Source organism: Pseudoalteromonas sp. bablab_jr011 (genome assembly GCF_016464045.1).
Taxonomy (GTDB): Bacteria; Pseudomonadota; Gammaproteobacteria; order Enterobacterales; family Alteromonadaceae; genus Pseudoalteromonas; species Pseudoalteromonas lipolytica.
In genome coordinates this window covers 1-21014 of record NZ_JACDWU010000234.1, presented here as the reverse complement: position 1 = coordinate 21014, position 21014 = coordinate 1, and the positions used below count along the sequence as shown (strand labels likewise).

The window sequence follows — 21014 nt, the reverse complement described above, 5'->3', positions numbered from 1 at the left end:
TAGTGGACGTGGAGGCAATCGTAAGACTAGCCGAGTCAAAAGCTCGACTAGCGGTGTCCAACGAAGCGTCAAAAAAGAAAGGTTAGTAGCTTAGGCTATTATCTTGGAAGCTCGATGCCTTTAGGCGCGAGTAGTTCACTACAGGATTAGAGAATGAAGTTGATAGTTACTGTATTCAAAAGTTCGAAAGTCTCTTGGTGTCGGTACCAGACTTTGAGCTTAATTATGAAATGTTTAACAACCTTGTTGGTGAGAGAAAGTTGACTCGTAGCTTAAAGTACTTTGAGAAAACCAATTTAATTACCGGATACAGTGAAAGTAAAATAGAAGACTTGTTTAGCAGAATTATGACCAGCAAGGACGTTAGTTTGGTCAATAACAATCCTAAATTAAAAGTTCAATTAACCACAAAAGCCATCAAACGATTAAAGAAAATCAATAAAAGAATTTTGGAGGCTCAACAAGTTTGGCAGCCTGCTTTAGTAGCTTTAGCAGAATTCAATAACATGACCTTTAGAGACAAAGGGTCTGCTAAGTCCGAGTTCTCTCGTTTAGTTCATGGCGCTATTGGTTCTAATGTAGATAAATGGGTGTTAAATGAATGGAACCCGCGACTTGATACGCTCCTGAGCGCGTTTCAATCAGCTCAAAAGAATATTAATAGTACAGCTGCTTTGTTTGATGATGTAGTTACAACCATCAACAAGGTCAGTGATACCGGTGCACATAAGGTGGTAGCTAAAATGACTTTTGCCCAAAGGCTGGCTTTGTTAAGTTAATTTTTCAAAATAAGCGCAAAATTCATCTGTTGATATTGTCGAAAAATCTCCAATTATAAAAGGTTTGAAAATGGCATCGACAGAAAAAGCAGCTGAACTAATGTTAGAGACAGGGGAGTTTTATACGGCCCAATCCCTCGGAAAAGCACTTTCTATTTCAGCAAATAAAGCGAGCGCACTCCTATATAACATCCGTACAACCAATAAGTATAAGGCGGTTTATACTGGTGTCCCGAATCGCAAAGTAAAAGTGGTTTCTATATATGGCAGAAAATCCAGCATGAGAAGTCTACAAAAACAAGCTTTGCTGTTTGCTAGACCACCTATGCTTGCAAATGAATGAACTATTTGGAGGACCCTATGTTATCAGTAAATGACGCAGCCGAATTTATGCTTGAAAATGGTGGATTCTTCACAGCGAAAAAACTTGCTAAGCACTTTGATGTAAGTACCCGTAGAGCTTCAAGTTGGTTGGGGGTTATCAAAAGTGATGTTAAGTATCGTACAACAAATTGGGGGGAGTCGGTTAAGCTACTTGGCATTGGAGATAGAAAAGTTTCTTTGTCGCAATTACAGAAAAAGGCATTAATGTTTGAAAGACCGAAAATTCCAATCGGCGACTAATTATTCTTAAAGAATAAGCTACATATTTATTGTTATGTTAAATTTAGGTTAACTTGCAATGTTACAGTAGGTTTTGTTAGTTTTACAGTAATAGCATGTCTTTTTATTCAGAATGTTAAATTGAACATAAAAATACAATGTTCAATTAGACTAGTCTTTATTGTGATTTATCGTGTTTTCTTTCTAAACTATTGGTTCTGAAACTCAAATCTTGAGTTAACTCTAAAAAAGGGAAGCTACCTAATGTGGTTTACAAATAAAAAATTGTTATCTGAAATTGCTTATCTAAAAGAGCAAACTGCTGAGTATGAAAATATTAAGCAGGAACTGAAAGAAGAGATGCTGTATTTTTTATTAAGTAAAAGTGGGTATATCCTAGAAGCTAACCATCGCTTTGCTGCGGCAATTGAAAGTGAAGTTGAGGATCTAAAAGGCGCAAGTATTGAAGACTTGATTTTAAAAAAGTCATTAAATAAACCTCATACACAAAAATTCTTGTCAGCACTTAAGAAAACTAACCATTGGCATGGTGCTTTACAGTTAAAAACGAAAACTGACAGAGAGCTGTGGCTTAGAAGTATCGTTCAACCTGTAAATGAGGATATCGCTGTTTTCTCATCTGAACTCACTCGTACTATATCTCATTCGAGAGATAAAGAAGATATGCTTGCAGCTCTTAGTCGTTCATCAGCTGTAATCGAGTTTACACTAGATGGAATAATTCTGAGTGCTAACGATAATTTTTTAAATGCAATGGGGTACTCTAAAAGCCAAATACTAGGTAAGCACCATAGTATCTTTTGCGATCTAGAAGAGGCAAATTCAAAGACTTACAAAGAGTTTTGGTCAAAGTTAAAGGGGGGGCGCTTTATCTCTGACCGCTTTAAAAGAATAGATAGTTATGGCAATGAAGTATGGCTTGAAGCTTCTTATAACCCTATTCATGATGAAAATGGAGATTTATATAAAGTTGCTAAGTTCGCGACTGTCATTACAGAACAAATGAGAAGAGAGCAAGCTATTTCAGAAACAGCTGGCATTGCTTACGATATCTCAAAACAAACTGACTCTGATGCAGAAAATGGTTTAGGTGTTGTAAAGCAAACTATCTCAACTATGAATGCGCTTTCTAAGAAACTTGAAACTGCGAGCGAAGGCATTAATAAACTTGATGTACAATCAGCAAAAGTCTCTCAATTGGTTGAAAGTATTAAAGGAATAGCAGATCAAACAAACTTATTAGCACTTAATGCTGCAATAGAGGCTGCAAGAGCGGGTGAGCAAGGACGTGGTTTTTCAGTTGTCGCAGACGAAGTAAGACAATTAGCATCAAGAACGAGTTTAGCTACAGAGCAAATAATTAGTGTGGTTGCAGAAAACAAAGTACTTACTCAGGACGCTGTAACCCAAATTGAAGCTAGTTTAGTAGAAGCCAAAGATGCTTTGGATTTATCTAATAGTGCAGGGAATGTAATCGATGACATTCAAAAAGGCGCAAAAGAAGTCGTTGAGGCTGTAGGTCAATTTAAAACAAACCTTTAATTTAGCTATCACAACTTGAGAGAGACTGAACAATGTGACTAAATCAAGTCAGTCTCTCAGTTATAAATTTTTCTATCGAGTATTGCAAAGCAAGCAACAATGCTTACATCCATCAACATTTGAATATTTGGTTTTTGCTTTCTCTACTGCATCTTTGCAACTATGAAAGAAACCTAAATCAGTGCGGTCTTTTATCAAGTTGAAGTACGGGCATGACTCTGTATGTACTTAATGTTCACCTGTGTTTTGGGCGTTATCGTTAATGTAATAATGTTTCAAAATACCTTCCTAAATTATCCATTTTGTTTTATTACATAGTTAATAGTATTACTTACACATTAATTAAAAACTAGCTAATAATTACAAAGAACCAGTTTAATATACAAAAAAATAATATTTTAAGACTAATAAAAAAGTGTGTCGCAAATTTACTGTTTTAGCGTTATTGTTAGTAGGTACAAAGTATTGAGGGGAACCCTAAATGGACAATTGCAGTGTTCTAATCATTGATGATGAAGAAATTAATACCTTACAGCTGGAGCATGCTTTAGAAGGAATTGGAGATATTTCAACTTCTAACAACAGCTCTGAAGCAATACTGCTGATTGAAAAAATTAGACCAGACATTTTGATTCTTGATTTAGAAATGCCTAAAGTCAGTGGTTTTGACATTTTAGAAGTGATACAGCAAAAGCCTACTTTGGCACAAACTAGAACTGTTGTCATTACGTCTCACAGCGATCCTGCGATTGAAGAAAAAGCCTTATCTTTAGGCGCGATAGACTTTATTTCTAAACCGCTAAACCTCAGACTCTGTCGAATACGTATTGAAAATCATATAAAAATCAGAACGCAAGAAAAGGTATTACAGCTAACACAAGAAGAACTATTTGCTGAAAAAGAGCAGTTGAGAATTACGATAGATTCGATTGCAGATGCAGTTATTTCTACTGATAAAAACGCAAATATTGTGTATATGAACCCTGTAGCGCAAAGACTTACAGGGTGGTCACAAACAGCGGCGAAAGGTCGCCATATTGAAGAGGTGATGAAGTTAGTCGATGCTACGACCAAAGCCTCATCAATTAACCCATTAGTCGTTGCATTAAATGAAAATAGACCAGTTGCTATGGCTTTAAATACGCAACTAATAAGTAAGCAAGGAATTGAACATCGAGTTGAAGACAGCGCAGCTCCTATCCTTGATAAAAACCATAATCAATGCGGCGCTGTTATGGTATTTCAAGATGTAAGCGAAGCTTTAGCTATGTCTATGCAGATGACTTATTTATCTCATCATGACCAATTGACCGCACTACCAAATCGAGTGTTACTTCACGATAGACTTACGCAGGGTATTGCCAGAGCTGCTTTTAATGACACTAAATTAAGCTTAATGCTACTTGACCTAGATAAGTTTAAGTTTATTAACGATGCCTTAGGGCACCATATTGGTGATGAGATAATTGCACATATTGGTCATAGTTTAGACCGATTTGCATGTAACGACATTACTGTTGCTCGTGTTGGTGGGGATGAGTTTGCACTAGTTGTTCCTCACTCTTCTAACTCATTAAGTTTAGAGCCATTAGTCAGTCAGGTTCTTAGTGTTATTAGCAAGCCATTTAGGTCAGGTGGTGAGCAGCATGTTCTTTCAGCAAGTTTAGGCATAAGTGTGTACCCTGATGATGCATCAAGTGTAGAAGAAATGCTTCGCCATGCAGACTCCGCAATGTACAAAGCAAAAAACGAATCTGCTAATAGTTACTTCTATTTTAGTGATGATTTACGGGTTGAAATGAATAGGCGTCTTGAGGTTGGAAATAAACTTAGAAAGGCATTAGATGAAAATGATCTCGACGTTCATTATCAACCTAAATATGATTTAAACACTGACACACTGATTGGTGTAGAAAGCTTAGTTCGTTTAAAAGATGGACAAGGTGGCTTTATTTCTCCTGTTCACTTTATTGAATATGCAGAAGAAACGGGGCTTATTTTTCGCTTAGGAGAACAAGTTCTTGAAAAGAGTTGTATTGCAGCGAAAACTTGGCTTGATAAAGGTCTGCCTATTAAAGTAGCAGTAAATATATCTGCTAAACAATTCACAGATACTAAACTTGTAGATACTGTTGCCGAAATTCTTGAAAGAACCCAATTACCAAGTCGTTATTTAGAGTTAGAAGTGACAGAGTCGGCCTTAATTGAAAACTTTGATTATACTGTAAGTCAATTAAAACTTATCTCTGGTATGGGGGTCAGTATTGCTCTTGACGACTTTGGAACTGGATATTCCAGTCTTTCATACTTAAGATTGTTCCCAATAGATATACTAAAAATAGATCAGTCTTTTGTTCGTGATATGCTTGATGATGCTCAAGCATTTAATATTGTTACTACTATAATTGAACTAGCTCACTCTTTAAAACTCCAAATTGTGGCTGAAGGGATTGAAACTTTAGAGCAAAAAGATCGACTGCAAGAGCTTGGTTGTCAAATTGGTCAAGGTTATTTACTAAGTAAACCATTGAGATTCGACAACGCTGATAAACTAATTCAAACCAGTAAAGCTGAAGGAATATTATGCCCTTAAGTTTAAAACCATTATCACAATGTAAAGTATTCATTGTTGATGATGATGAGATGGTAAGGCTAAGTTTAGGTGTTATTTTAGAAGAGCATTTTGCTGTTGATGCATACTCTTCTGGTCAGGCTGTTTTAGAAGCCTGTGAGGATTTACTTCCAGATTTGATTTTACTAGATATTAATTTACCGGATATAAGTGGTCTGGATATTTGTGGGCGACTAAAGGCTAAAGCTATATTCGAAAATATCCCAATAATTTTCATCACTTCGACTTACGATACAGAGTGTCAAAATGCATGCTGGGAAGCTGGTGCTTCTGATTTTATTGGTAAACCTATTACTGCATCGACATTGATACACCGCACGAAAAATCATTTAGAGAATAAGCTTCGATTAGAAAAACTATTACGGCTTACTTATAAAGATTCGTTGACAGGCTTATTTAACCGTCACTATTTGGATTTAGAAGTTGCAAACGTTTTTAAACAGACTTCAAGAGAGAGAAAACCGTTCAGCTTGCTAATGCTGGATATCGACTTCTTTAAATTATACAACGATCAATACGGGCACCCTCAAGGAGATGCTTGCCTGAAACTAATTGCTGATGTTATTGAGCGATCTATTCAAAGACCTCAAGATATAGCAATACGATATGGTGGCGAGGAGTTTCTTGTCATACTGCCATTCACTGACTTCGACGGCGTTAAATTCATATGTGATCGTATTTCAGCAGAGCTTGAGGCAATTAATATCCCGCATGTTAAGTCTTTATGGGGCCGCGCGACAGTTAGTATCGGTGGGGTTATCTATGAGCATCAAAATAAGGTGAGCTTTAATGAGCTAATTAATTGCGCAGATAAGGCGCTTTATGCGGCTAAAAGTGATGGGCGAAACTGTTTTAGGCTTAGTTTTTGTGATTGATTTAGGCTTTTCTTACTGCTTTTTGTAGAAACCTCAGGAACATAGCCTATACTTTAGAGATTGTTAACTTACCAAGAAATACAATGGAACATTCCCAAAAGCGTCGAGATTTTCTAAAAACACTCGGTGTTGGTGCTGCAGCATCAACACTTGCGTTTAAAGCCCCTTATGTTTTTGCAAAGAACAAAGTAACCCTTCGTGTAATGGGAACACATGTTACGTTGCAAGAAGAGCTTAGACAGAGAGCAATACGCGAGCTAGGTATAAACATCGAGTTTACGCCTATGGGGAGTGCCGCCGTTTTACAAAAAGCAGCAGCAGACCCTAGTTCTTTTGATTTGTTTGAGCAATGGTCTGACTCTATTAATATTTTGTGGCAAGCAGATGCAATTCAGCCAATCGAGGTTGATAGACTCGTTTATTGGGATGAAATAAACCCACTTACCAAGACTGGCAAAATTGTACCAGATGCAAAGTTAGGCGCAGGCGATTCACCAAACAAGCTGCTTTATGCACAGGCAGATGGTTCGTTAGGAGCAACACCATCCAAATTAATTAGCTTCATGCCATTTGTACATAATGTCGATTCATTTGGCTATAACACGAATGTTATTGAAAAAGGTATCCCTTACGAAACAGAATCTTGGGCATGGCTATTAGATGAAAAGAATAAAGGGAAAGTAGCCTTAGTTAATGCACCAACAATAGGTATTTTTGACGCTGCTCTAGCTGCTCAAGCTAAAGGATTAATGAAATTTAATGATTTCGGCAATATGACTATTGCCGAGATTGACCAATTATTTGCCATTTTATTTGAAAAGAAACGGCAAGGTCATTTTTCAGGTTTTTGGACTTCGGTTCCGCAATCTGTTGATTTTATGAAAATGAACCGAGTGACCATTCAAAGTATGTTCTCACCAGGGGTCAGTGCGCTAAATGGGCTAGGCATTCCAGTAACTTATGCATCGCCAAAAGAAGGGTACAGAGCATGGCATGGAGTTATGTGTTTATCAAAAAATACGCATGGGCATGTTAAGGATGCTGCGTATGAGTATATGAACTGGTGGTTATCCGGCTACCCAGGCGCATTTATAGCAAGGCAAGGATATTACATTTCTAACCCTAGCCGAAGCCAACCGCTTATGTCGAAACCTGAGTGGAACTATTGGTATGAAGGACAAGAAGCATCAACTGACTTGAAGGGAACGGATGGTAAAGTATCTGTTAAAGCTGGCGAAGTAAGGGATGGTGGCAGCTATATTAAACGCTTTTCAAACATCGCTGTTTGGAATACCGTGATGCCAAATTATGACTACAGTTTAGATAAGTGGTATGAACTACTTAATGCATAAGGAAGTAATTTGTTGAGCTTTTTTTCAAAATCTCTTGCTGCCAAAATGTCACTAGCGATGGTACTTGTCTTAATCGCCATGAGTGTTAGTTATTTGATTATGAATCAAAGGCTGAAAACCATCGAAGACTCTTTCAGTGATATCGCTAGCATTAGTAATTATTCGGTAGATATTTTAAAAATCAATAAAGATATTGTTGAGATGCAAAGGGATATCTCAGTTTACGGAGCATCAGGTAGTGCCCCCGTTTTTAAAAAAATAATGGTAAATTTTGACAGTATTGAAAGTCGATTAGCTGAAATTACTTTAAAAAATACTGTAGGAAGAACGAAAGCTCACATAAATGGAATGACGCAGCTAGTAAGTCGTTATGGTGATAATTTAAAAGTATTGAAACTTCGCTTTACACAACGAAATAACTTAATTGAAAAAGAGTTACCCCAAATTTATCTGAATGCAGTTTTACTTCTTGACGATTTGAAAACAAAGACGATTAATACAGATGATAAGTTGCTAATTGCCGAATACCTTAATCTTTGGCATGTGCTGCATCATGATGCAATTCAATTTTTAACAAAAAAAGAGTATGCCAAAAGAGCATCCGTTGAAAAAATACTGGATACGTTATCTGAAAATGGAGCTGATAATACTAAATTTGAAAAAATGCTCAATTTCGTAAGCCATTATCGGGTGGTTTTTTCAAAAAGTGTTCAAGCTAATCGAAACTATTTGAGCTTAGTTAATGTTGTTATGGCAGGCGATGCAATTGAATTTAGTACGCTTGCAAATAGCTTAAGGGAAGATTCGTTAACTCAACTAAAACAAATAAAACGGAATGCACAACAAGCGGTTACAATGACAGAGAGCATTTTAAATGTACTTGCTTTAATGGTTGTTATATACATTGTCGCTCTATCTTTATTTTTTCACCTGCAAATTACACGTGGGATAAAACGCTTAACAAATAGCTTCACACATTTCTTAGATGGAGATTTGGAAGCACCGATTTATGATTTAAAACGAAAGGATGAAATTGGTATTTTAGCCAAGGCAGCTAATAAGTTTAGAGAACTAAGTAAAGATCTATCTGAAGCGAAGCAAAGCGCTGAGCATACAACAAAAGTTAAGTCAGAGTTTCTAGCCAACATGAGCCATGAAATTAGAACACCTATGAATGGTATTTTAGGAATGGCTCGCCAGCTAAGCCGCACGACGCTCACACCAGAACAAAGCAAAATGCTACACCTCATACAGTCTTCTGGCGCTAGCTTATTAGTTGTTATCAACGATATTCTTGATTTGAGTAAAATTGAGGCTTCAAAAATTGAGCTTGAGTCTGAACCAGTAGATTTAAGCTATCTTTTAGAGGAGCTTAAACACCTATTTCAGGAGCAAGCAGATAGTAAAAATATTCAGCTTTATATCTCTACAACTTCGGAAGTTGAAAAACTGGCTTTTTTGGCCGATGAAACGCGCTTAAAGCAGGTATTGATAAATTTACTGGGTAACGCTGTTAAGTTCACAGAGAGAGGAAGCGTTTCGTTAACTGTAAACATACAAGAGATTGGGCTTGATGAAGTAAAGCTTACGTTTAATGTATCAGACACAGGGATCGGGATTGCAAGTGAACACTTGAATACACTATTTGAAGCATTTTCTCAGGCAGATACGTCTATTACAAGGCGTTTTGGTGGTACAGGGTTGGGCCTCACTATATCAAATAAATTATTAGATTTGATGGAAGCACCATTACAAGTCGAAAGTGCACTAGGAGAAGGATCTCATTTTTATTTTTCTCTGTTAGCAAAGCGCACACTATCTTCAATGGACTTAGATCATAAAGATGCTTCATTAACTACACCTAAAGAAAATATAGATTTATCTAATATCAATGCGCTTGTTGTTGAAGATAATGACATTAATCAGATAGTGATTGAAGCGATGCTCAATGAATTTAATATTACCTCTATAAATATGGCAAACAATGGTCAGGAAGCTGTTGAACAATGTGAACTAGGTGTATTTGATATTATCTTTATGGATATGCAAATGCCAGTATTAGATGGTCCGCAAGCCACTGTAAAAATTAGAGAGTTTTCTGCTTTCAAACATACACCAATTATTGCTTTAACTGCTAATGTATTAAGTGCAGATAAGCAGCGCTGTTTTGATGCCGGAATGGATGATTATATCGCAAAGCCACTCGAGTATGACGCTTTGAGGTCTATCTTGCTAAAGTGGTGTAGAACAAATATTAAGCGGACATAGTATGGATATTTATAATAAAGGTGGTGCAAGTTTAGTTGGTTCGAAGGTATATTTAACAATTGTTTCCTTTGTGTTTTGCATTTTTGGCTTATTCGCAGTTTATTTTTTTGAAGGACACGTTAAAAGTGATGTTTTAGGGTCAATTGACCAAGAGTTTACTGAGACTCAAGAGCGCTTAAAAGAAATAGTAACTAGTTCAATTGCTGAGTCAAAATCAGATCTCCGCTTTTTATACTCAACCCCCCCTATATCGGGATTACCAAGAGCTGAATTTAATGATGGAATTGATCCATACGATGGTACTACATACAACCAGTGGAAAGAGCGTCTAGAAACTATATTTATTGGTTTTATGGAGAATAATCTAGCTGTTGAGCAACTTCGTGTTATTGCTATTACAGCCGAGGGTAAAGAGTTAATACGTGTGCAACGGGTAGGCGCATCTGTAGAGGCTGTGCCTGATTACTCATTGCAGGCTAAAAGTGGTGAGCCATATTTTTTACCAAGCTCTCAACTCGAAACGAATCAAATTTACATGTCGCCACTTACTTTAAATAAAGAATTTGGTGAAGTGGTTTTTCCCTACCAGCCAATGCTACGTTTTTCTATTCCCATCTTTAGTGATAAAGGAAAGCGGTATGCATTTTTAATTATGAATGTAAATGCTAATGCACTCATTGATAATCTTAAACGAACCGTTTTTAACTACTCTGATTTAATTATTAGTAGCTCTGAAGGTGACTTTGTCTACCATCCTATTGAAGAATATCAATTTTCAAGAGACTTAAACCCTGAAATAACGTGGGATAAAGTTTATAGTCAGAAAGTTCAATATCAGGGACTCTATACGATAACTTCAAAACTTAACCCTGACCTGCAGTTTTATGTACATTCTACAAAAGTGAAGACAAAGCCTAGAAATAAGTATGGTTACATCAACTTTAATCTTTTAGTGCCTGAAAAGTACGTAGAAACGTTAATTAATGAGAAGCGAGAAATTACTTATAGCTTCTTAGCTGCAATAGGTGTTTTCACATTTATATTACTTATAATGTTTTATCGAAATGCAACAAGAAGTCAGTTCTTAGCAGAAGCTCGCAGAGAAGCCTCTGCAATAGTTGATGGGTCAATCGATGCAATCGTTGGGTTAAATTTAGAAGGTGAGTTAACAAGTGTAAATAATACGGCGGAGCGTTTGTTGTCAATTTCTAAAGTGACAGCATTAGGGAAGCTAGCCAAAGATGTTGAGTTTCTTTCAAAATTACCCATCCACACCTACGTAACTGATATTCAAAGCTCTAAATCACAAATTAAAGATGAATTATCTGAACAATTTGACGAAACAACGCTTCATTACGCTATATCTGTTAGCCCCGTTTTTTCTGAACACAATACCTTAATAGGGCTTGCTTTAATTATTAGAGATATAACAAAAGAAAAAGATGCAGAGATAAAAGTAAAACGATTAAATACAGAACTAGAAGCAAAAGTTCGAAAGCGTACTCAAGCGCTTGCAGAGGCCAAAGATGATGCTATTAAGCATAGCGATATAAAAAGTGCTTTCATATCGAATATAAGCCATGAGCTCCGTACTCCGCTTAATGGAGTCATTGGTACTTTAAATATTTTAAAACGAGAAGAGTTGTCTGGTAAATCACGAAACCTTGTTGAAATGATGGAGCTAAGTGCGTCAAATTTAAATCTATTAATTAATGACATACTTGATTTATCAAAGATCGAAGCAGGTAAATTGGATCTAAATCTTAAAACTATCAATCTACAACTGCTAATTGAAAAGCTAGTTGAATCGAGTGCTATTCGAGCCTTTGATAAAGGGTTAAATGTATATTTAGATACCAGTGACTTAAACTGTGAGAATGTTAAAACAGATCCGCTCAGACTCACTCAAATTTTAAATAACTTAATCAGTAATGCGATAAAATTTACTGACAAAGGCTATATCAAAGTCATTGTTAGTTCTGAGCGCATATCAGAAGATACACATAATTTAAAAGTGAACGTCCAAGATACGGGAATAGGGATCGCGCCTAGTACACAAGGACAATTATTTGATGCATTTCAGCAGGCAAGTACTGCAATATCAGAAAAGTTTGGGGGGACTGGACTTGGCTTGTCTATTTGTAAACAATTATGCCAATTAATGGATGGAGACATTTCTGTCAGTTCAACGTTAAATCAGGGCAGTGTTTTCACCTTCAATATTAAAGTTCGCTGCAGTGGAGAAAACTCTCAGGTTACTGAAAAATGCTACGAGAATAAAGCCATTTTGGTGGCGAGCAGTAATCCGAATATTTGGGAGGTTTTAGATAAGACAATCAGTTTACAGGGCGGTATTGTTAGCACATGCTCTATGGCGGAGATTGGCGCACATAAAAGCAAAGCTTTTGACTATGTGTTCTTAGACTATGAAGATGATACTACTAATAACATAGGTTCAATCATTGAAGTTTTAAGCGAAAATAGCCAAAGCGCTCAGTTTATAACACTTCATCAGCCAGGAAACCCACTTCCTAAAGGTATTGCGTCAAAAGTATCTCAAATTACAAAGCCTGTAACCCAAACAGAGCTGGTGCAAGTAGCTGGCTACGAAGTGCCAAAAAGTGACCCATTATATCTACTTTCTGAAACCAGCGGCTTTGAACTTTCAGATGATGTTATTGAGCAATTAAAAGGTTGTACGGTATTGATTGTCGACGATAACGAAATCAACATTGAAGTTGCTAAAGGCGCATTAGATGAGCTGCCTATAAATATTTTAACAGCAAGTAATGGACGAGATTCAATTGAACTTTTAAATCACTTCAACACAAGTGAGAAGCAAATAAACTGCATACTGATGGACTGCCAAATGCCAATTTTAGATGGTTATCAAGTATGTGAAAAAATACGCACAGGAAAAGCAGGAGAGTCGTTTATTGATATTCCTATCATTGCAATGACGGCAAGCGCGATGGCTGGTGAAAAGGAAAAATGCTTAGCTGTGGGGATGAGTGATTATGTGAGTAAGCCAATTGAGGCAGTTAAAGTATTAGAAAAGGTCGTCAAATGGTCGTTATCAAGCTACGAGGGGCAATCTAAAGCAATTCCTCTTGCCGGAAATAAACTCAAAGAAGAAAAGCTCTGGGACCGCGAACAAGCCCTTGCACGATTATTAAATAAAGAAGTCTTACTAAACAAAATTTGTGAAGTGTTTGTTGTTAAAGCACCTATTAAAGTGCAGGAACTAATAGAGCAACACAAAAAAGGGAATAGTGAAGAAGTCCGTCAAATAGCGCATGCGTTAAAAGGGATGTGTGGTGAAATAAGCGCTAACAAATTAAGAGAGTTATTCTCTGATATTGAGGTGATAGCTGAGAAAGGTAATTTGGATATAGGCGCTCAACTAGTCACGATCGAACAAATGATACCTAGGTTAGTAGAGGATATCGCAAGGCAGCTGGGTAAATTATGAACAAGGATGAATTGCTGCTATACAGGTGAGTTTACAAACTCACCTGTACATGAATTTTCTATTGTAAACTTTCATTAAGTATGTTTGAAATTGCCTCATCTAACTTATCTTGAATATCCTTCGGAACTCGACCAAATTCATAAGAAAAGTTTCTTCCTTTCACTTTTTTGCGAGCAAACTGATCTTTATTGTCAAACTTGAATAATGTCGTCACAACTGGTTTATCTGTAGCTGGCTTGAAGGACTTAGACTCATCAGCTATTAGTTTGCTGAGTTTGTCTTTAAGGTCTTCTTTGATAAAGCCACCGCTAACTTTTAGCTCATTAACTTTACTTTTTAGCTCTTCAGTGAAATCACTTAGTTGATCACCTAATAAAGCCTGTGTTGCCAATAGCGCTTTATAGTCACTGTGGTTGAGCAATGAAATATCTGGAAAAACAGAAATTAAATCACTATCGATTGTTGCTGCTTGTAGTGCTTTACTTACCTTTGATTGACTTAAGCCATGACGTTCCGCTAACTCAGCCTGGTTCAACTTTTTGCCATGTTCAGCTAAGTACGCCTCTTTGTCTCGCTCTAGGCGTAATCCAATTTCACGTAAGCTGTGCTCTTTAACTGACTGTAGTGATGTAGCGAGAGCCTTTGCATCGCTTAGACTGATTTCGTCATCAGTAACTAGCATTGAGAAAGTTTCTATAGCACCGTTTTTCTCAAGTACATAGGCGCGACGGCGTGAACCATCAAGAACGTCAATCTTGTTATCTGACAGACGTCGACCAATTGCTGGGTAGAACTGTTGATTATCTAATGTTGATAAGTCTTGAAGCGACTCTTCTGTTAATAGTGATTGCTCGCGCCCGTTGATTTCAAAAGTGACGACTGTATTTGATTTAAGCTGCTCATATGACAACGTAACCGGTGTGAATGTGGCTTCTTGGCCTGACTTTAATGTCCAGACTTTACTTTGACCTACGCTGACTACTCCCAGATGCTTAGAGAGCACTTCATCAAGTGGTGTTTCACTCTTTTCAGCTTCAATTCTCAAGCGCTTGGCCAAACTCTCAAGTTGGTTCTTATTGCTATCTGCAATAGCTTCTTCTGAGCCTGCTGTGTTGCCGAGTGGAGAGACTATACCTCTTTTTTTAGCCATTTTTATTGCTCCTTCTCTTGTTCGCGCCATACTTTTTGAATATCGCGGTGTAGTTGGCTGGTAACTTCATATCCATTTTGTTGTGCATTCTGGAAAGTCATCTTGGTTTTAGGGTATTCACTTTTAGACATATCAAATACGGTTGATAGTAATGATGAAGCTTGTCTCACAGCTTCACTATTGTTGAACTCTGTTGAGTAAAGGTAAGTTGAAAAACTATCATAAAGGTTGTTCTGTAAATCAGTAGTGGTTGAACTCTCTTTATGATTTGTAAGCAGTATTTTCATAAAGTCATAACCCGGGTGTTTTGCATTTTTTAGTAGCGTCCATACTTGCGGGATATAACTAAAATATGAGCACGTAGCATCAATATCATTTTCGGTAACAGATAATGGGAAAATAACACTCGTACCAGCGTAGTAAGCGTTGTATGTCGCGTAGCCTAATGATGGAGGCGTATCTATGATAATGATATCGAATTCATCTTTAACTTGTTCAATGATGTCGTGCAGTATTGAGTAAGGAGAGCTTAGTTGCTGGTTGAATACTGCTTCATGAAACCAGCCCTCAATTGCTCGATCTGATTGTGAAGCTGGTAAAATACGCAAGTTAGGAATAGTGGTCGGCAAGAACGCTTCACTGATAGCTTCTTTTAGCGTTTCGTTTTCATCAAGCTCATAGTTCCCCATGATTAAGTCACCAACAGATAAGCAGCCTTCTTGTGCTGATTCAGGGGCATAATACATTGATAAAGTGCCTTGGCCATCCATATCAATTAAGCCAACACGATAGTTTTGATGAAACTCAGTTGCCAAACCAGATGCAGCTGTCGCTGCAGTAACAGTCTTACCAACACCGCCTTTTTGATTTTGAACAACTATAACTTGTAGGTCTTGGCTTTCACTGCGAACAAATGGTAATTGTTTTTTAAGTTCATCCGGAAGTGAATCTCGTACTTTGTAGACCTCTTCGATATCCAATAACCACTGACTCTCTTCATGTCTTCTTGGGTTAATTTTTAGAGCTTTGCAGTACTTATCTAACGTTCTTGCATCAATATCTAAGTACGCCACTGCTTCAGCTTTAGTAAACACTCTAAGCTCTTTGCGGTGGTTATTTAGAAGGCGTCTATTACGGCGTTGGATGTACAGTTCTGAACCTTCTTTTAGCTCGTCAAACGAGATATCGGTAGCTTCTACTTTAGAGATAGTCATTGTGAACCTTACTGAATGTGTTTTTTTATAGTGTATGCTTTAATTTTTAGATGGTAAAGCAAAAATTAAAGCATGAGCTAATTTTTAATGCTTAAAATAATATCTCAAATTCTTCTTAAAAAAGCCTGTTTTTCTTATAAATTTTGATTTTTTCACGCTGTTAAGCGCGATTTACTGGATAGCATAGGATGGTCGTCAGTTATTAATTATCTGGTGTTTTCTATGGATAGTCAGCAATACTCAATGGCCGAGCGATGGCTTAATTTATTTGAGCTGTGTTTGGGTTTGATGTTTTTTAGTGCAGGAGCTTTCTATGCTTATCTGTTTTGTATGACAGGTAAAACTGATTTCATACTGCTATTTGTGACGTTCATAGGCTTTGTGGCTGGTATAGCAATGATAGGGAGAGCCATCGTTTGCATGTCTGCTTGGCACTCACATCACAATCAAAGGAGTCGTAATCGAATGTTTACTTTAAAACGAATTGGGCATGATGACGTCAAATTAAGTGATGTTAAGACGCTTGAAGATACAGTTAAAAAACTAGTTTCGTCATATGCGTCTATCCGTATTACCAAGAAGAGTGGGTTGAATAATGTTATCTTCGTTACCGTTGAAAATGGGGTTGTAAAGGATACATATACGGGAGAATTGATAGACTTTGAAGAATTGGGCAGTTAACACCATGAAAGTGTTTATATACAGGCTAATTCAAAACCCTAACTTCTTAGCTATGATTTTATTAGCTTTCCTCTTACTCACCGCGATTATATTCATAATTTTATGCTTTAACTTTAGCCTGGCTTTAGGGCTGCTTTATTTAGTGTGTGAATACGCGGCTATACGCTTCCTACTAATGCCTTTCATTAGTGAAGTGCTGCGCCCATAGCTAGCGCACTAATAGAATAGCTTGGTACGCTCCATGAGCATGCTAATAGCATTAGACTCCCTGCTTTTAACTTTAGGTGATAGTAAATCTTTGAATTGCGCTGTTTCAAATACATGGAGATGGTTATCACCTTGTATTGATTTACAGTTAGGGCAAGTGTTTGCCCAGTATTTACCGCCGTATTGCTTGGAAAATCTCAGCTCAATTGTATAAGGGCGCGGAAATGGTGGTTCATCTTCGCAAAATGGCGTCCCTAACCACCAAAACACAGGGATTACTTCTGAACATCTATAGCAAGTTTCAATGTCGGCTATGAACGGCTTATCAGGGGATTTGCGAGCAGTTGTGTACAGCTCTCTAGGAATTGAGTACTTATCTGCAACAGCAATTATTTTAGAGCCTTTCTTGCTGGTATTGCTGCATGATTGGCAAAGCCTTGGTGATAGCTTTGAGTTTAGAGGTCGCCAATTGTATGGATCTTTAAGAACGTCAGAGGCTTTTAGTTTGATCCAGCTTCTTAATGCCGAACCATTTGAAATGCTATATGGTCTCCAGTCTTGCTCTTGTTCAGATACAATTTCGATGCCCAAATAGATTGACTGTCCTTTATAGCTAAATTGCCCAATCACATCACATACTGAGTCATGGTAGTAATAATCAGTTTGAACCCCTTCAAATGTACAATATTTTATATCTCTTTGTATTTCTTTGAGGCATTGATAGTAATTTTGATGGATCTGTATTGTTGTCTCAGCCTTTTTGTTTTCTAAGATGACATCTTTAATTAGTTTTTTGGCTTTCTTATAGCTATCACTTAGGCTGTTGCAGTTATTGGTTTCTGGGTGGATGAGCATCTTATTTTGCATAGAAGACAAATCACACAAAAGCGCTTCACCACAATATGGACAAGTATAGGTTCCGCCCACTTGAATCGATTGAGCTGCAATTAAATGGCCTGAGTTATTGATACCAAATGGGACCGGTATTTCGTGCATATTTGTACCTTTATTTAAGGAATTATTTAAGATAGTCTGCTATACATGATTTAATAACATTAAAAAACACTGTAGGTGCATCATGGAAATGCCCGATTTATCGCATAATTTTAAGCTATTCATGTTGGCTTTTAACATTACCATTCTTTCAATTGGGTTGGGTTATTTTATTTACTCTGGGGTTTATACCTTGGTAGGGTTCTTCTAAATAATCTTTATGCTTTCGCAATAGGTAAATCTGAAAGTTTTGTTGTATAACTCAAAGGTGCTAAATCATCTTTAGGCCGCCAAGACTGAGAGAACCCTTCACTTGCGAGCTTTATTGCACTACGTCCAAATTTTCTATTTATCTCATCAATGACCAACGTTTTTGAGCTAATATTCAGTGGTAAAGTCTCAGATAACAGTTCAAGTTGTTGCATATCATCGTGTAATGAAAGTTCTTCAAAAATAACGCCAGCTTTTTTGTATTTAAACCCCTTCTTATAAATAGCTTTTAATGCAAAGCTTGCATAAGACACCAGTGTTGATGTATCCGCGGTGGGGTAGGGTAGTTTAATTGATTGTGACTTATGATACTGCGGCTCTGCCTGTCTAAATGAATCTGTGTGGATGAATATTGTTATTGCCGATGTGTAAGATTTAAATCGACGAAGTTTAAACGCAGCCTTTGTTGCATGTGCTGTAACAGCTTCAGAAAGCTCCGTAAGCTCTATCACCGGTTTTCCCATACTCTGAGATACGCAAATTCTATCGCGAGAGTCGTTTACATCTTTCAATTCAACCGCAGATTTTCCTCGTAACTCTTCCACAGTACGGGCAAGAACAACTGTGAACGTCTTTTTGATCCAACTAATGTCGGCATTTTTAAGGTCATACCCCGTATAGATTCCAAATTTATTTAGCTTTTTAGTAGTTCTACTGTAAGCTTCCGCCACATTTCCAAGCCTGTCAGCCAGAGCCAATACTTCAAGCTTCTTCTGGATCTCATAGTCTTCCGAGGATAGCTTTTCAGGCTCCGTTATTTCGGTTACCTGTAGTTTTCGCCCAGCGAAATACGCATCGAACCGCTTATTTTTACTCGTACGAATTTCAATTTTCTGGTTTGCGATTGAGTGCTTAAGCGGTGAGTCGATGAAGTAGAGCTTTCCCTTGAAGCTAAACGTATGGTCGTTACGGATCTTCCGGTAGACCTTGGTAATGCAGATATCATCAAGATTGATGTAGCGTGATACTGGCGTATATTCAGTATTTGATGTTTTAGATTTTACAATCAGGTTTTTACGCCAGAACTGCGGGATGAAAACGTGTTGGAGGTAGCTATTAGCGCCTGTCATGTCAGTAATATTGTTGAGCCTTAACTCTGGTATCAATCTGTCTTGCAGAGTATCGAAGGCACGTTCAATACGACCTTTTCCTTGAGGAGAGCTGGCAAAGATGATTTCAATTCCTAATTCCTCACAGGCCGTTGCATCTGGGAGAAATTGCAACGTTTAGGGCCACCGAAGATGCCAGCTCTATCAACATATAGAGTTTTAAACACACCGTACTTCTCAACAACTTAGCGCATAACTTTCATACACCCTTCAGTCGTTTCTGACGTAAAAAACTCTGCATGGATATCGCTGTTAGCATCATCAATCATAGCGATTAAGCACGACTTTTTATCACCGAACCAGCGATGTGTACTGCCGTCCATTTGCAGCATTAGTCCTGGTGCTTCCATCCGCTCTCTGCGTTTGTGAACACGGCTGCGCCTACGTTTGGCTCGTTTTACATGATGGATATCATGTGCCCATTTACGCAGTGTCTCTCGCTTAACAACAATGTGTTCGTGAGCCTCAAGCATCTCGGCGAGGTGCAAAAGGTTCAGGTCATAATACTTCTCGCGGATCAGCGACTGAACTTGCTGCTTAAGCCTATCTGAAGTTTTATTAATTGGCTCACTGCCTGTATTTCCATGGACAACGAATTGTAGACCTTGACTTCGGTAACGCTGCAAATAACGTTCAATAGTGCGTCTGGATTTATTAAGGAGCTTAGCGGCATTAGCTATGGTAATTTTACGCTCTGCCACTTTAGCAATGATATCAACTGTCAATTGAGCTTTGGAATTCAAAACAATCACCCTTAGCGCTCCTCAAATGCTTAGACAAAACATTCAAAGAACACGGTTAAAGATAACCGTCAATTTCCCTTGGTAATTAGCGACTACGACAGAATCGCGTGGTAATTAAAGTACGACAAAATCGCTTGGTGATAACAGGATTAATTGTAGTAGCACATATCTCATCTTACAGTTTTGTTGATTAGGTTTAGACTTCACCTGACAGGCAGCTAAGAGCGAATAGCGGACATCAACGTTCACTTCAGCATTACCGAATACTGAACGGTTTTGAGCTAAAGTTTTTGCGCGGCACATGGAAAAGAACTGCGTAGAGTTTGGTGCCAGATGCAAGTCCATGCTAGGGATTTACTGCTGACTAGATAACTGATCCTAATTGTGATACACCTGCTTCAAGCCATGCTTGCCACCTGGGAACGGAGCCGCTGTGTCCATAAAGTGGTATACCTGCTCCAGTAAGTCATCCATGTTCTTACACTGATGGTTACGGGTTATCGTTTCATGCAACGCATGCCATAGCTTTTCAATTTTGTTGTGCCACGGGCTGTATACCGGTAAAAACAAGAGCTTGAACTTTGGGTTCTCATTCAGCCATTTCTGCGTTTTTTTGCTCTTATGGATGATGTAATTATCCACAATTAGCGTGATACTTTTCGCTCGCCGGTATTGCCCTTTCAGTTGCTCCAACAGCGCAATAAACAAATCACTGGTCTTGCGCTCACCACCAACATAACTGATTTGTCCTGTCTGGCTGTGCAGTGCCCCCGCCAGATAGTGTTTCTTATTCTGGCCGGGTGTAGCTACCTTACGCTGTTTACCTTTAAAGCCCCAGTCGGCACCAATCTTCGGATTCAGGTGGATATCCACCTCATCCTGATAAAACACCGGATGGTCCACGCTGCAATTTTCAAGTGCCTCCCGCATGGCTGCTAACTTAGCTTCTTTATCTGGGTCTTGGATATACAGCGTCGGTGCCGCACGACGCCAGACGATGCCGACTTGTGGCAACCACCGCCTGAGAGTTGAGCTATGAATAACGATACGGTAAAGCTTATGCAGTAGCAGTGCGAATAATTCACTACTCCAACGCGACCGCT

At 38.0% G+C, this 21014-nt stretch carries 15 protein-coding genes and 1 pseudogene; 10 read left to right on the top strand and 6 right to left on the bottom strand.

What is annotated here, in order from left to right:
• Window positions 1-197 precede the first annotated feature (197 nt).
• The 9 genes from JIG41_RS13890 (at window position 198) to JIG41_RS13850 (ending at window position 13544) form a co-directional block, all read left to right on the top strand.
• Entirely contained in the window at window positions 198-779 is a 582-nt protein-coding gene (locus JIG41_RS13890) for a hypothetical protein (RefSeq protein ID WP_138558977.1), read from the top strand.
• A gap of 70 nt (window positions 780-849) precedes the next feature.
• The gene (locus JIG41_RS13885) at window positions 850-1122 is read left to right on the top strand and encodes a hypothetical protein (protein ID WP_063530238.1); all 273 of its coding nucleotides are present in this window, start codon (window positions 850-852) and stop codon (window positions 1120-1122) included.
• A 17-nt stretch (window positions 1123-1139) separates the two neighbouring features.
• Complete coding sequence (locus JIG41_RS13880; protein WP_063530237.1) at window positions 1140-1403, top strand: hypothetical protein; 264 nt, start codon at window positions 1140-1142, stop codon at window positions 1401-1403.
• Window positions 1404-1646: 243 nt separating this feature from the next.
• Window positions 1647-2945 carry a PAS domain-containing methyl-accepting chemotaxis protein gene (locus JIG41_RS13875; RefSeq protein WP_199524954.1) on the top strand — a complete coding sequence of 433 codons (1299 nt, stop codon included), beginning with the start codon at window positions 1647-1649 and terminating at the stop codon, window positions 2943-2945.
• Window positions 2946-3426: 481 nt separating this feature from the next.
• On the top strand, window positions 3427-5538 hold the full coding sequence (locus JIG41_RS13870) for an EAL domain-containing protein (RefSeq protein WP_199524953.1): 2112 nt from the start codon (window positions 3427-3429) through the stop codon (window positions 5536-5538).
• Window positions 5529-6452 (top strand): diguanylate cyclase, encoded by a 924-nt coding sequence (locus JIG41_RS13865; RefSeq protein WP_199524952.1) that lies wholly within the window; start codon window positions 5529-5531, stop codon window positions 6450-6452. The genes JIG41_RS13870 and JIG41_RS13865 overlap by 10 nt, the downstream gene beginning before the upstream one ends.
• 83 nt (window positions 6453-6535) lie before the next feature.
• Window positions 6536-7804 (top strand): PotD/PotF family extracellular solute-binding protein, encoded by a 1269-nt coding sequence (locus JIG41_RS13860; RefSeq protein WP_199524951.1) that lies wholly within the window; start codon window positions 6536-6538, stop codon window positions 7802-7804.
• A 12-nt stretch (window positions 7805-7816) separates the two neighbouring features.
• Window positions 7817-10072: an ATP-binding protein gene (locus tag JIG41_RS13855; protein ID WP_199524950.1), complete on the top strand. Its 2256-nt coding sequence runs from the start codon at window positions 7817-7819 to the stop codon at window positions 10070-10072.
• Window position 10073: 1 nt separating this feature from the next.
• Window positions 10074-13544 carry a PAS domain-containing hybrid sensor histidine kinase/response regulator gene (locus JIG41_RS13850; RefSeq protein ID WP_199524949.1) on the top strand — a complete coding sequence of 1157 codons (3471 nt, stop codon included), beginning with the start codon at window positions 10074-10076 and terminating at the stop codon, window positions 13542-13544.
• A gap of 58 nt (window positions 13545-13602) precedes the next feature.
• Here the strand turns inward: JIG41_RS13850 and JIG41_RS13845 are convergent, their stop codons facing one another.
• Both JIG41_RS13845 and JIG41_RS13840 read right to left on the bottom strand, forming a co-directional pair.
• Window positions 13603-14694, bottom strand: coding sequence for a ParB family protein (locus JIG41_RS13845; RefSeq protein ID WP_036973959.1), 1092 nt, complete (start codon window positions 14692-14694; stop codon window positions 13603-13605).
• A 2-nt stretch (window positions 14695-14696) separates the two neighbouring features.
• Complete coding sequence (locus JIG41_RS13840; RefSeq protein WP_036973958.1) at window positions 14697-15908, bottom strand: ParA family protein; 1212 nt, start codon at window positions 15906-15908, stop codon at window positions 14697-14699.
• Window positions 15909-16130: 222 nt separating this feature from the next.
• Here JIG41_RS13840 and JIG41_RS13835 point away from each other — a divergent pair, with 222 nt between their 5' ends.
• A complete protein-coding gene (locus JIG41_RS13835; protein ID WP_036973957.1) occupies window positions 16131-16589 on the top strand; it encodes a hypothetical protein in 459 nt (152 codons plus the stop codon).
• A gap of 216 nt (window positions 16590-16805) precedes the next feature.
• Here JIG41_RS13835 and JIG41_RS13830 read toward each other — a convergent pair whose 3' ends face one another.
• The 4 genes and pseudogenes from JIG41_RS13830 to JIG41_RS13810 all read right to left on the bottom strand — a co-directional run.
• Window positions 16806-17792: a hypothetical protein gene (locus JIG41_RS13830; RefSeq protein WP_138557672.1), complete on the bottom strand. Its 987-nt coding sequence runs from the start codon at window positions 17790-17792 to the stop codon at window positions 16806-16808.
• 215 nt (window positions 17793-18007) lie between these two features.
• The gene (locus JIG41_RS22860) at window positions 18008-18604 is read right to left on the bottom strand and encodes a DUF4113 domain-containing protein (RefSeq protein ID WP_312000516.1); all 597 of its coding nucleotides are present in this window, start codon (window positions 18602-18604) and stop codon (window positions 18008-18010) included.
• Between the two features lie 114 nt (window positions 18605-18718).
• Window positions 18719-19920 (bottom strand): annotated as a pseudogene (locus JIG41_RS13815) (ISNCY family transposase); the annotation flags it as partial.
• A 369-nt stretch (window positions 19921-20289) separates the two neighbouring features.
• On the bottom strand, window positions 20290-21014 hold a 725-nt coding region (locus JIG41_RS13810; RefSeq protein WP_199524948.1), incomplete at its 5' end, for an IS630 family transposase.